This window comes from Eubacterium sp. BIOML-A2, from assembly GCF_009680135.1.
Lineage (GTDB): Bacteria > Bacillota > Clostridia > Lachnospirales > Lachnospiraceae > Faecalicatena > Faecalicatena contortus_B.
Window position 1 is genome coordinate 1 of sequence record NZ_WKZK01000004.1, and the last position, 12,972, is coordinate 12,972.

The 12,972-nt window shown below is 39.5% G+C and carries 12 protein-coding genes and 2 pseudogenes; 6 read left to right on the forward strand and 8 right to left on the reverse strand.

All coding sequences use genetic code 11. The features are described from left to right. Positions 1-204: 204 nt before the first annotated feature. Both GKG43_RS02185 and GKG43_RS02190 read left to right on the forward strand, forming a co-directional pair. Positions 205-978, forward strand: a complete 774-nt coding sequence (locus GKG43_RS02185; RefSeq protein ID WP_025654479.1) for an SDR family oxidoreductase — start codon at positions 205-207, stop codon at positions 976-978. 15 nt (positions 979-993) lie between these two features. Continuing rightward, positions 994-1,332 carry a hypothetical protein gene (locus GKG43_RS02190; protein ID WP_025654480.1) on the forward strand — a complete coding sequence of 113 codons (339 nt, stop codon included), beginning with the start codon at positions 994-996 and terminating at the stop codon, positions 1,330-1,332. 175 nt (positions 1,333-1,507) lie between these two features. Here GKG43_RS02190 and istB read toward each other — a convergent pair whose 3' ends face one another. The 3 genes from istB to GKG43_RS02205 form a co-directional block, all read right to left on the reverse strand. Further along, positions 1,508-2,260, reverse strand: a complete 753-nt coding sequence (gene istB, locus GKG43_RS02195; RefSeq protein WP_025654481.1) for an IS21-like element helper ATPase IstB — start codon at positions 2,258-2,260, stop codon at positions 1,508-1,510. Further along, positions 2,257-2,814, reverse strand: a complete 558-nt coding sequence (locus GKG43_RS02200) for a hypothetical protein (RefSeq protein WP_049915358.1) — start codon at positions 2,812-2,814, stop codon at positions 2,257-2,259. The genes istB and GKG43_RS02200 overlap by 4 nt, the downstream gene beginning before the upstream one ends. Before the next feature lie 177 nt (positions 2,815-2,991). After that, entirely contained in the window at positions 2,992-3,627 is a 636-nt protein-coding gene (locus GKG43_RS02205) for a transposase (RefSeq protein WP_049915360.1), read from the reverse strand. Between the two features lie 212 nt (positions 3,628-3,839). On the opposite strand from GKG43_RS02205, the gene GKG43_RS02210 reads away from it, so the two are divergent. Continuing rightward, entirely contained in the window at positions 3,840-4,223 is a 384-nt protein-coding gene (locus tag GKG43_RS02210; protein WP_025654482.1) for a VanZ family protein, read from the forward strand. Between the two features lie 89 nt (positions 4,224-4,312). On the opposite strand, the gene GKG43_RS02215 is transcribed toward GKG43_RS02210, so the two are convergent. After that, positions 4,313-5,719, reverse strand: coding sequence for an ATP-binding protein (locus GKG43_RS02215; protein WP_025654483.1), 1,407 nt, complete (start codon positions 5,717-5,719; stop codon positions 4,313-4,315). Positions 5,720-6,253: 534 nt separating this feature from the next. Here GKG43_RS02215 and GKG43_RS02220 point away from each other — a divergent pair. After that, positions 6,254-7,195: a tyrosine-type recombinase/integrase gene (locus GKG43_RS02220; protein WP_129878421.1), complete on the forward strand. Its 942-nt coding sequence runs from the start codon at positions 6,254-6,256 to the stop codon at positions 7,193-7,195. A gap of 1,306 nt (positions 7,196-8,501) precedes the next feature. On the opposite strand, the gene GKG43_RS02225 is transcribed toward GKG43_RS02220, so the two are convergent. Both GKG43_RS02225 and GKG43_RS02235 read right to left on the reverse strand, forming a co-directional pair. Then, positions 8,502-8,678, reverse strand: a complete 177-nt coding sequence (locus GKG43_RS02225) for a hypothetical protein (RefSeq protein WP_154253251.1) — start codon at positions 8,676-8,678, stop codon at positions 8,502-8,504. 614 nt (positions 8,679-9,292) lie between these two features. Continuing rightward, positions 9,293-9,901 carry a hypothetical protein gene (locus GKG43_RS02235; protein WP_025654489.1) on the reverse strand — a complete coding sequence of 203 codons (609 nt, stop codon included), beginning with the start codon at positions 9,899-9,901 and terminating at the stop codon, positions 9,293-9,295. An 870-nt stretch (positions 9,902-10,771) separates the two neighbouring features. On the opposite strand from GKG43_RS02235, the gene GKG43_RS02240 reads away from it, so the two are divergent. Both GKG43_RS02240 and GKG43_RS02245 read left to right on the forward strand, forming a co-directional pair. Then, positions 10,772-10,984 carry a hypothetical protein gene (locus tag GKG43_RS02240; protein WP_025654490.1) on the forward strand — a complete coding sequence of 71 codons (213 nt, stop codon included), beginning with the start codon at positions 10,772-10,774 and terminating at the stop codon, positions 10,982-10,984. 6 nt (positions 10,985-10,990) lie between these two features. Further along, a pseudogene (locus tag GKG43_RS02245) lies at positions 10,991-11,415 on the forward strand (ATP-binding protein); the annotation flags it as partial. Positions 11,416-11,612: 197 nt separating this feature from the next. On the opposite strand, the gene GKG43_RS02250 reads toward GKG43_RS02245, so the two are convergent. Then, positions 11,613-12,722 carry a DegT/DnrJ/EryC1/StrS family aminotransferase gene (locus tag GKG43_RS02250; protein WP_025654491.1) on the reverse strand — a complete coding sequence of 370 codons (1,110 nt, stop codon included), beginning with the start codon at positions 12,720-12,722 and terminating at the stop codon, positions 11,613-11,615. A 22-nt stretch (positions 12,723-12,744) separates the two neighbouring features. After that, positions 12,745-12,963, reverse strand: a pseudogene (locus GKG43_RS02255) (GNAT family N-acetyltransferase); the annotation flags it as partial. Between the last annotated feature and the right edge of the window lie 9 nt (positions 12,964-12,972).

The window sequence follows — 12,972 nt, forward strand, 5'->3', positions numbered from 1 at the left end:
GTCGATTCAAATATGAAAAATCAAGCGGAAATGACACCCGCTCTATTTGTCATGCCCTAATCGACTGTGAATAGTAACTGAAAATAAAGTATGTTTAAAATTTATCAGACTATTGTTAAAATATTATTTAAATTGACAGTATATTACTTGCGTGGTAATGTAAATGTACAGTTTTGGAATACACTTTTGAAAGGGAGGTTTATTATGAGTGTTTATATTATTACAGGAGGAACAACAGGAATCGGGGCTGCTGTAAGGACGACATTGCTGGATCAGGGCCATGAGGTTTTTAATATTGACTTAAAAGAGGGTGATTTCCTGGCAGATCTTTCTAAAAGCGAGGAACGCCAAAATGCAATTGAGGCAGTTAAACTGCGCTATCCGGATGGGATTGACGGGCTTTTCTGTAATGCCGGCGTGGGACCCACTGCACCGCCTAAGCTGATATTCAGTCTGAATTTCTTTGCAGGAATTGAGATTGCAGAGGGACTGCGCCCATTGCTTAAGAAAAAGAACGGAAGCTGTGTTATGACCTCTTCAAATTCGGTGACTAATCATACGGTCCGGTGTGACTGGGTAGACATGATGTCAAACGTCATGGACGAAGACAGGATATTGGAGATGGCGGCAGATATCCCGCGTACAATGGCTCCATCCGCCTATAGCTCTTCCAAGCATGCGCTGGCCAGGTGGGTGAGGAGAGTCTCTCCCGCGTGGGCAGTGGACGGTCTGCGTATAAATGCGGTTGCGCCCGGCAACACAACGACTCCAATGACACAGGGAATGACTGATGCACAGCGGGATGCAGCGCTTTTGATTCCGATTCCGACGCGATATGGAAGAAAAGAATTTCTGGATGCACAGGAGATTGCAAACGGCATGTTATTCCTTGCTTCGCCGCTGGCCAGCGGGATCAATGGAATCATCTTATTTGTAGACGGCGGAATTGATGCATTATTGCGTTCAGAGCGTTTTTAGAAGGGAGAGAAAGTGATGAGAATTTTAGAACAATATATGGACTGTATGCAGCGCGGCGATAATGTGGGGCTGGCCGACCTGTTTAATGAGTACGGGGTGCTTCACGATGCTTCATTAATAAAGATCGGAAGCGATACGCTGCACCTGGAAGGAAAAATGGCCGTAGAAATGATGTTTCACCATAAATTTGGTTTCAATGGAGGGCCATTTAAAATATACAGTATTAAATATAATGGGGACAATCAGGTGTGGTATTTTATCCAGTATGGAGATACAATACTGCCGGTAACTGCTTTTCTGGAGAAAACGGATGAAAACGGAAAAATTAAGCGGCTAAATATATATCCGCTCTAATAATTGTTATTATTTATTCGGGAATAATGCTTATATTGTCTTTTAAATAATAGGAATTTTTATAGATTCGTCTAAGAATATGAATATTAATTTGAATATGTTCGTCAACTAGAAAGTGAGCCATTCGCTGACTTGATTTTGAGCCACCCAGTGATGGCCAGAAAGTGAGCCACCTCTACTTCCTGGCTTCTTTGGTTTTGGCCAGCCGATACGATTCTCCGTTCATATCCAGCACATAGGACTGAAATGTCAGACGGTCGATCATAGCGGCTACCATGGCTGTGTTCTCAAAAAGAGTTGTCCATTCAGAGAATGGCAGGTTTGTTGTTACTATAATACTGCCTCGCTCGCTTCTGTCAGCGATGATCTTAAACAGGAGTTCTGACTGGTAGCGGTCAAAACTGACATACCCCATTTCGTCCAGTATCAGCAGATCTGCCTTCTGGATCCGTTTTTCCAGTTTGCCAAGGGAATAGTTATCCCGGGCTTCGGAAAGTTCCGTTGACAGGGAGTATGCATTTTTGAACAGAACTGACATTCCCATGGAGCATGCTTTCAGTCCCAGACCGATTGCCATATGCGTTTTACCCCTGCCTGGATTCCCCAACATTGTGATATTTCTGCGGTCCTTGATAAACTTACAGCTTGCCAGTTCGTTCATAAAGATTTCGTTTATGGAACCACTGTAGCGTGACAGATCCAGTTCTTCCAATGTTTTGGTAAATGGAAATCCCGCTCTCTTGAGGCGGCGCAGGTTTTGATTTTCCTGCCTTTGCTCGTACTCTGTTTTCATTAATGAAAGCAGGATCTCACCGATATCGGAATCCGGAGAAAGTTGACGGAGTGCTTCTTTATAGGTGGTAAAGGTTGGGATCTTAAGCAGCTTCGCATACATCCGGATCTGATCTTCAATTAGTGTTATGCTCATTGGCTGTTCACCTCCTCTTTGTGACTCAGTTGGTCGTATTGTCGGAGGTCAACCGAAAGGATCTTTACCGGATCCTGGATCTGGGGTTTCGTCCTGTCAACGAAATCATGAAGAATGCGGACCATTCTGGAATAATTGCTGTTGTTTTTTCGAAGTTCCTCCAGAACTTCCGGCGGAACATTCTGCTTCACAGGCGCTGCATCAGGGATCGCCCGCCGCCGTTCTTCAAGAAGCGGCATATAGTGTTCCAGATGGTAAATACTCTGATGTTTCCCATAACAACGAGTATGTACTGCAATCAATGCTCCTTTATAGTAGATCTCTACTGTTTCGGGATACCCTTTGACTCCTACCATTCTGCCAGTATATTGAACCGGAACGGAATAACTGTTCGTCCGAAACCTGGCAGTGGAAAAAGCATTCACTCTGACGTTTGCGCTTTTGGCAGTTTCAAATCTGTACCCAGGGAGAGGATGGAACATTGGACGTTCCTCATCCATCATTACTCCTACTTTATCGGGTTTGCCCTTAATCTGGTGTGCTTCATATTTCATGCAGCGTTCCAAAAGAAGTGTATTCAGTTCGCAAATATCAGAAGCGTAGGGAACAGGAACAAGTATGTTTCTGCGGGCCCATCCCCAAAAAAAAATCGACAATGGTAAAGTTGCTGTAAAAGATGGATTTGGGAAACATGCGCAGGCGCAGAAAGGATATACTGCTCTTGCGGCTCACTACAGTTTTTCTGCTCTTTTCTGTAATCCTGCTGAAGGACATGAAAAGGGACTGGTAGAAGGATTGATAACCTTATGGGGAACTCCGCCCAGGATATCAAAAGTACGAACGAATGCATCCAGAAAACTTTCTTCATTCTGATGACGATAGGCAAGTACAACTGGTCTGCAGCTGTAACAAAGCCGCGCGCAGAAAAGATTAATCACAGTTTTCTGACCGTCGAGATAAACCGTAGTTTCTCCCCAGTCCACCTGCATTGCCTCGCCATGTTCGAACTGAAGAGGAATAAATGCTTTAGGCTTGCATTCCTTTAGTTCATGGACTTTTGCACGGACCGTAGATTCCCCACCTGTAAATCCGGTTTCTTCAACAAGCCGGTCATAGATACGTTTTGCGGTATGTTTTTGCTTTTTAAGACCTTGACGGGAATCTTCATCAAGGCAGTTTTGTATGAATCGGACTACGTCTGGTGTAAGAATCGTCGATTCACGGTCAGGCGTTTTCCGTTCCCAGGGGACAGCATTCCCTTCACAATATTTTTTAACGGTATTTCTGGAAATGCCCATCGTTTTTGCGATATGTCGCTGACTTTCGCCAGCAAGGAAACGCCTACGAATATCATCGTAATCTTGCATTGTGATAACCACCTTATTTCCCTCCGAATAAAAAGACTTTTATTCAGAGTACTTTTTAAGTGGCTCACTTTCAAGTCAGCGTTTGGAATAAAAATGGCTCAGTCTAAGAGTAGCATTTATATATAGGAATTTTATGTGGGTTTATTGTTACAGCCATTCATGTTTTACATATAATTCTAAAACAGGGAGACGTACACGGGAGAGTCAGAATCTTGGAATTCTGTCTTATAACATATATCGTAGCAGTTCTTTTTATTGCACTAGTTTCCAGAGAGCCTGGATCCAGAGATATGATATCGCTTATACCATTTTCTACAGTTGGCTCAACTGCACAGAGCCATGCCTATGTAGTGGAAAACATAATTATGTTTATACCTTTTGGCTTTTTATTGCCACAGCTATGGGCGCATATGAGAAATTTGGGGTTATGTTTATTATCGGCATTCATAACAAGTATGGTAATAGAAGTCACACAGGTAGTTACAAAGATGGGCTATGGTCAGACTGATGATGTGATCACTAACGTTATTGGAGCGGCAATCGGATTTGGAATTTTATGGACCGTTCAAAAGATAAAATTAACGAATAGATATTAGAACTGTAAATTAGCTATACTACAAATAAAGCAGGAGGCAGGTGAAGTTATAACATGCCTCCTACTTAACTTTATCGCTATATAATCTGATTAGCTGATTATCTTTCGGTTTATATCATCGAAAGAGATTAATTTTGTATCTTTATGCAACTTAGAATACTCCACTGCTTGGTCTGTAAATCCGGATTTTGAAAATATAATATAATATTTATTTTCATAATGAAATAATTCCCCACGTTCTTTTAAAAGAAGTACTACATCTAAAGCAGCGGGACTATTTTTCCACTTACATTCGCAGAAAAGTCCACTCTCTTCTTGAACCGCCATTATATCAATTTCCTCCTGCCGTCTTTTAGCCGGGTTATTCCCCCACCAGCGGCCACTGTTTCCAATAGGAAATGGGAGAGAAACATAAACTTCGGGGAGGTAAAGGTATTGCTGGCATATTTCTTCAAATACACTTCCCATAAAATCGCTAATTTGCGGGCGCACAAGAGTTTTATAAATTGTTTCTCCTATCCCGCGTATTATGCTGCTTAAGTTGGGGCGAACAAAGCGGTACCAGAAGAGAAACATATTATCCTCTAAATGATAAAGTGTTTTTTTACTTGATACATTTTCGGTTATTGGAACTTCTTTACTTACAATTCCTAAAGTTATAAGAGAGGAAATCTGATTGCTACATCCACTAGTTTCAAGACCTGTTTTTGTAGCGATTTCATTCATTCGGCTTGCACCACTGGCAATTGCGGAAATGATAGAATGATACGTTGCTGGTTCTTTCAGTTCCTGTTTCAGCAGATTGGATGGCTCGTCAAATAATCGTCCACTTTCATCGAAGAACAGATTTATAATATTCTCATCTACTGTCAGTGATGTATCAATTCTTGCAAGGTATTCAGGAATTCCACCAGTTACGCCATATAAAATTGCCTGCTCTTCCTGAGAAAAATTTTCTAACATAGGCCTGAACTCAAAATAGCTAAACGGATGAATCTTAAATTGTGCGGTTCTTCGTCCGTAAAGCGGACTTTTATATCCAAGAACCTGTTCTTCCATAAAGCTCATTGATGAACCACATAAAATAAAAAATAAACTACTATCCTTCCAACACTGATCAATATGACTTTGAAGCATAGATGAGATTGCAGGATAGGAAGCAGCCAGGTAAGGAAACTCATCGATTGCGATGATTAATCTTTCATGCTTCAAACATAAGCTGTCAATATAATCTAATAATGTAGCAAAATCCGAAAATTCGGGAAAATGAGATTTTAATCCGGCATCAGAAAGTAATGCTTTAGAAAATCCCTGCAGATTTTCCTTTCGTGTACCCTCAACAGCCATATAATATATAGAAGCCTTGTCCTTTATAAATTCATTTATTAAAGTCGTTTTGCCTACACGTCTTCTTCCGTAAAATACAACGAACTCAAATTGATCACTTTTATATAGAGTATTTAACTTTTTAAGTTCGCGTTTTCTACCTATAAACATAATATACCTCCCAACATAACCCGGATTATTTTCATATAATGATATTCTTAATTTTAAAAGACAGATGCTGGTAAATAAATTAAATTCGCAAGAATTTTACTAATTATACGATTAGTAATTATATAATTAGCTTATCACACCATAATTGTTTCTGCAAGACATATTGCTAAAAAATATACGTTCATACTTTTGTAGGAGATAGGAGATGTATTATTCAGGCTTTAATTTACAAATCTACTAACACCTGTAAAAATATCAATAAACATGTCTATAACTATATTAAAAAAGTCGGGAACGCATTGACTATTTAGAATTATATTCTTCAAAAGCCAAAATAAACTGTTATATGACATATATTCACATATTTTGTGTTTAACATAGAACATCTCACAGAAATGTGCGATAATAAGTCTGTTACTTTTCAAATCTGCTAAGGTAATTAATTATGAAGCAAATACATCATAGAATCCGTTCTCCATGCAGTCCTTTTCCTGAAGAACCCTGACAACAGATTACTAAAGAGAGGTGGTTATCATGAAATACAATTACAGGCAACAGGCAGCACTTGCAGGTGAGTTCGTAGAGGTACTATCAATAGAGAGAAACCAGGGAGCAAAAACATTATATGCTTACAAAAATGATGTTGATAATATGATTAAATGGGTTGATCTCCGCGGTTACAACGAATTAGATGCTGATACCATTATGTTGTATTTTTTATATCTACAAAACGAAATTGAATTGTCTCCTCGCAGTATCCGACGCAAATATGTTTCTATCAGACAATATTGCGATTTTGTAAATAAGGTACTTGAAATGAAAGAGGTATTTTTTAAATTTTCTTCGCGCAAATTTCAGATCCCTAAAAATTTACCCAAAATCTTGTCAAAAACCGAAATTCAAAGCTTGATTTCTTCAGTCTCTGCTGAATTTCAATCGGTATCCTCTGAATATCATCGCCGTCTTTGCATTCGTAATATGTGTATTATAGAGCTCTTATTTTGCCTGGGCCTTAGAATTGGTGAGATTGCCGCTTTAGATATCGAGGACTATAATCGAGAGGATTGTTCCGTTCTTATACATGGAAAAGGTAAAAAGGAACGAATGCTATTTATATCATCGCCGATTGTATGTCAAAAACTGAATAACTGGCTATTAACACGCCGGGAAATGTCGCCAGAGGATTCAGCAATGTTTGTTAATAAATCAGGGGGCCGACTGAGTATCTTTAGTATAGAAAATATTTATTATAAATATAGGGAACTTTCAAAAATAAATCCACATTCAACGCCGCACTATCTCCGTCATAGTCTTGCGACCCAGCTTCTGAATAATGGAGCAAATATTCGGGATGTACAAGAATTGATGGGATATAACAGTATAGTGACCACACAAATTTATACAGAAGTATCCCTAAATAGGCAGAAAGAAGTCTTGATGAAATATAACGGGAGGAATTTTATGAGTACCAAATAAGTTAACTAAAATTATACTATATGTTAGAAAAGTATAAGAATTAAACATAAAATTGATATAAAGACCTGTGAGCAATGTGTTTTTCCTAATGTTCACAGATTTTCTATTGTATTTTTAGGATATTGGAATTTGTATATTATAAAGATATATTGGATACTTTTACACTTTCGTAGTGTACCCACAATAGGTGAGGGGCGGTGGGACAGCCGTTCAATGAAGGTTCTGTTCAGTTTTCTTCCAGAAATGTAATTAATATCATAATGCTCAGCCATTTCATGACACGTCTTATTAATTTTTGGTGCATATCAATCGCTATGGTCAATACCTGTACAGAAATTGTACGTGATTAGCATTCGCGCACAAATACTAAAGTATTGATACATGTAGACATACGCTGTTATTTAGCTTTCCATATCCCTGGATAAGAATGTTTCTCCATATGCATGCAGACTGTAATCCAGGACACCAACGTATAATTAACAGGGAATGATTTCACCAGTTGATGGATCAATCACTTGTGAGGTGTCACCTCCCAGTCCACTTCAATTTGCTAGATAGGTTTTCTGGGGATATGCATAGTAGAATGGTTTCTTTCAAGATGCTTATGGTAATAAAAACAGAACTGTGAAAACATGAGAGGCAACTTGTTGATTTGATCGCATTCTTTGCAGTATTCCTTCCAGAGCAGTTTCAAAGTAACTCCATTGCGCATCATTTATTTATTGATCTATACGTAATCAGAATGTCTGCATTCCACAGATGGGACATGTTTATCTGGGTACAAAAGTTTTCTGGATCTTCCTATGTGGTTTCAGCCTTTAAAGGCCATGTGATGTCCAGTTCTGTGGCCTGATTTAAAACATTCCGATACTTTATCCAGGAGCATTCACAACTGCTGGCAATGCCAGTTTGATTAATCCTAAGACGAAGGTCTTCAGGATAATTGGGCATAATGGGTGGGCTCTTTATAATAGACTTACATCAAAAAAACGATGAATAATTTTATTATAAGAAGTTGAAACGTTACCGGAATGAGTGGAACCTCAGCCCGGAACGATTGGAACCAAAGTCCGGTCTCAGTAGAAAATCCACCTGGCTTTACGTAAACGCATATGAATACCAATGCGATAATTCCGACTGTGATATTACTACTATTGTTGAAACATGAATGTTCTGACGACAGAACTCCTTCTGCACAGTTTTTTACACCCAGTCTCGCGGAGGACGAAACTCACTCTCACGGAGACTGACCCATTCAGCGAATAACAGATATTACTGATGTTATAAATCACAACCAAATATTTCTTTACCACCCCCAGAATTCAAGGAATAAAATCTCACGTTTCCTTTGAATGCTTTCAAGCTGGTCGGTATGTTTTCGGTGCTCGTGATAATCCTGCCGAAGTTTGCTAAAAGCCTCTTCGGCTTCACTGTTGTTTTCCTGTACAACCATTAATTCGATTTCCAACTCGCGGTACGTCATGATTCGAGGCCTTCCTTTTGAGAAGCTTTTAATCCGTGACGTTCACGCATTGAAATTTTCCCCTATATCAGAACATCGTAAGAATTGTGAATAATCCAATCCATGATAGCCTCCGAAATAGGGCTGTCAACATTAGGATCAGGAGTGATGCGTTCATACCATTCATCTGGATCATACTGTGTACAGAAAATCATGGAACCCTTTTCACAGCTGGATTCTGCAATCGTAAGGAGATCATAGGATTCCTGTGGCACTTGGCACCGAAAAGTGTAATGCTTTGATATATCGAGCCAGTTTATTCACCTGACTACGATTCCATTCTGCATCAACCAGCAGGCCCAGAAGTTCTTCAAAACCAAGGGTACTATAGGTAGAAGAGGCTTCCAACTGATGTTCAAGTTCTGCAACCATAGCAGTTAGCTTAATCGTCTTGAGGGAATCGATTGTGCCCTATGTGATCATACCTGCTCACCTCCCCTCTGGAAACAAGCAGCATGTGTGATACCGTGACTCTTTGATACCGGCGTTAGCTTTTTTACATCGTTCACTTTGTCCTGACTATACTTGTCTCAAAGTTTGGTAAGACTAGCGCAGAATTTGTATTCCTATTCGGGTTACCTTCCGGCGTTTAGGAAGTAGTGAACTGCTTGGGCTGTGTATTTGCCAACTGATTCCGACCCACGGATAAATTCATCTGCGTTGTACGTTAGATATTTGCGATGCTTTATCGGCATGTGTTCCGGCTGAGTAATCGGATCCCGCAGCTGTTTAGCTGCTCTTGGATGAGAGGCCACTCTGTAGCCATAATAAAAGACCTCAACAGTCACCTTTGTCAGCCGGATGTCCACCGCCTTTCCAATAAGATCAAAGCGAAGGGGATATTTGTTTTTTCCGTCATTTATGAGATAATCAAGAAGAACCTTTTCAGTGGGCCAGACTGCCGGTTCATACGGGGGCAAAGGGAGCGGCTTCATAAATGCCTTTTCTTCATCGGTAAAAGCGCTGTGGCGGCATCCCTCCCGTTTTTTAAAGGGATAATGATTAAGCTCTAAGAGCTTCTCGGCCACAGCAAGCTTGACTTCTTCAAGAGAAAAGAATTTACGATTTCGCAGAGTTGCAATGATCCATGTGGTTGCAAATTTAACTATTCCTTCTGCAAGGTTTTTATCCTTAGGATGCAGGATTCTTGCCGGAACTATTGCAGTCTCATAGTATTGAGCCATTTCCTGATAGCTGTTGTTAAGAATGGTATCATACCTTGTGTTCTTTACTATACCGGTTTTAAGATTATTGGGTAGTCATAAACATATCACGCCGCTAAAATATCGATAAGCATGTACATGGCACATTAGCTAGTTCGTCGGTCTCATATCGTTGCAGGCCTCTGCATAAGCATAGTAGCTACAGGGTAAAACGGCAGCAAATAAATTCGTATCAATTAGTTCACCGGTGCCAGGGTTCTGATATTGAAGCGTGGTTCCAGCCCTATCGACCTGCATTGTCTCCCCAGGCTTGTGCTTGATACGCATAGTCACTTTGGTAACATGTGCCCAAGGCGATACTTATCACATTACTGCGAATACATGTAGGACATCACTCCCTCTGCATTGCATGTGCTGCAGTATTCTGTTCATAGCAGTGTGAGACTTACACCGGAACGTGCCTGTTCCTTGTGAATGTAATTATAATCCGACTCCTTTCCTTTGGATGCCATTTCCACTCTTTTTGGAAATAGCAGTGTTAGAATCTCCTCATTAGTCAAATAGTCATCAAGTAGCTGCTAAGCCCCCTGGCTATTGACTCATGAAGAACTTCACGTATTATATTACTTGAACTGTGGACACTTGCAGCGATTTGATGCTGCGAATATCCGAGGCTGTCAAGCCTGAGAATCTCTTGATAATTTACCATAATTACCGACCTCCCATAATGATAGTCACACATTGCCAATTTCATTATAGAATAAATAATATCTGGAGTGGAATGGTGATCGTTTTTATCAATGGGCAAAACGTATTGGCGAAAGTACCTTCAAAGTTGTTGACAGCATCCTTACCTCCAAAACTGTGGAGCAACAAACTTATCGAGGCTGTATGGGACTTTTGAAACTGGCAGACAAGTATTCGGTGGAACACTTAGAAGTTGCATGTACAAAGGCTCTCAATTATACATCAACTCCAAGCTACAAGAGTATCAAAAACATCCTCGTAACAGGAAAAGATAAGTTTGATGCACAAGGAAAAGAGAACAAAACAATAGCAAACAAGTACGGTATCACAAGAGGTGCCGGCTATTACAGGAGGTAACCGCTTATGACAAACCAAAGTACCATGAATAAACTTATCGAAATGCGTCTCTCTGCTATGGCAGATGTACTTCGTAACCAACTCTCAGACCCACGAAGGAAGTTCCGTTCGAAGATCATATCGGAATGCTGGTTGATATCGAATACAGCAGTCGTAAAAGCAATCGTCTTCATCGACTGATTAAGAAGGCTGAATTCTACCAGCCTGATGCAAATTTCATGGATATCGACTATACATCAGAGCACAAGTTAAACAGGTCTTTACTCAACAGACTTGCAACCAGTGAATATATCACTGAACACCGTAACTTACTTAATACTGGTGCAACAGGCAGTGGAAAAAGTTATCTGGCAAGTGCTCTCGGCATGGAAGCCTGCAAGCAGTACTATAACACCAAATATGTGCGACTTCCTGACCTTTTGATAGATCTTGGTCCTTTCTCTCGCCACGCTCTATACAAGAGGGTACTACAATCATAGAAAACTAATTATAAATGTTATAAAGGTTACGTGATGATCTGACGCAGATCCGACCAAGATGTCACGCTGCCTGACTAGAAATCTTAAGTACGCTTCCAGTATTACTGTGTGTTCTTGTATCATTCTTGTGTTCGTTTCTAAAATAACGCCTATTTTTTACATCTTAAAATAATCTTGCAAATTCGATCAACATCCTCCAACGCAAGATCAGGATATAATGGTAAAGTCAGTACTCTTTTACTAATATGTAAAGCTATTGGAGTTTTAGCAGCATCATACTGTCTATGGAAGCAATCAAATGTATTAGTTAACGGGTAAAAGTACTTCCTTGCTCCAATATTATTATCTGATAGCATTTTATATATTTCATTCCGAGTAGAACCATATACTTTTTCATCAATCACTATAGGAAAATATGCATAATTGGGTTGTACATTTTTTTGTTTTAGATTAGTTTGAATGCCATCAACAGTTTTCAAATAACTCATATATCTTTCTACTATTAATTTACGTTTTGCAATCTCATCATCTACATGTTTTAAATTACAAAGCCCCATAGCAGCACAGAACTCGTTCATTTTTGCATTGGCTCCTACACCGTCAATAGTTTCCGGTCCCCGAATGCCAAAATTCTTTAAACCATATAGATTAAGTCCAAAGTCTTTATTTCTAAAACAAGCAGCTCCGCCCTCAATAGTATTAAATACTTTTGTAGCATGGAAACTGAAACAAGATACATCTCCAAAAGAGCCGATACCTTGCCCCTTATAATGAACACCAAAAGTATGAGCGGCATCATATATGACTTTCAGTCCGTACTTATCTGCAATGCGCTGTATTTCTTCAATATCGCAGATATTTCCATAAACATGAACAGGCATAATCGCACATGTTCTATCTGTAATTAATTCCTCAATCTTTGAGACATCCATCGTAAAATCAACTGGATTAATATCACAGAATACCGGCACTAACCCATTACGCACAATCGCATGTGTTGTAGAAGCAAATGTAAATGGACTGGTAATAACTTCTCCTTGCAAGTTCATTGCCTGTAAATATAACTCCAATGCCATATGGCCATTTGTAAAAAGATCAATATGATCAACTCCTAAATAATCTTTTAGCTCCGTTTGCAAACGCTTATGCTTAATTCCCATATTAGTAAGCCAATGTGTATCCCATATATCTTTTATCTCCTCAATATACTCCTCTATTTCTGGCATGGATGATCTGGTTACTAAAATATTATTATTCATCATCGCTATTCTCCTCGTCTAACTACAGTACTTTTTCCATAAGATAAGAATCAGGAGTTACTTCCTCAGTCACACAATAACCAAAATTTCCATAAAAACCGATTGCTGTAATATTGGATTTTCTTACCTCCAACTTGAATTTCAGCATACCATTTTTAATAGCATTGTCTTCTGCAATTTTCAACATTTTTTCTGCTAAATGCTGGCCCCTGTATTTGGGTGAGATTGCAAGTAGAGTTAAGTAAGCCGT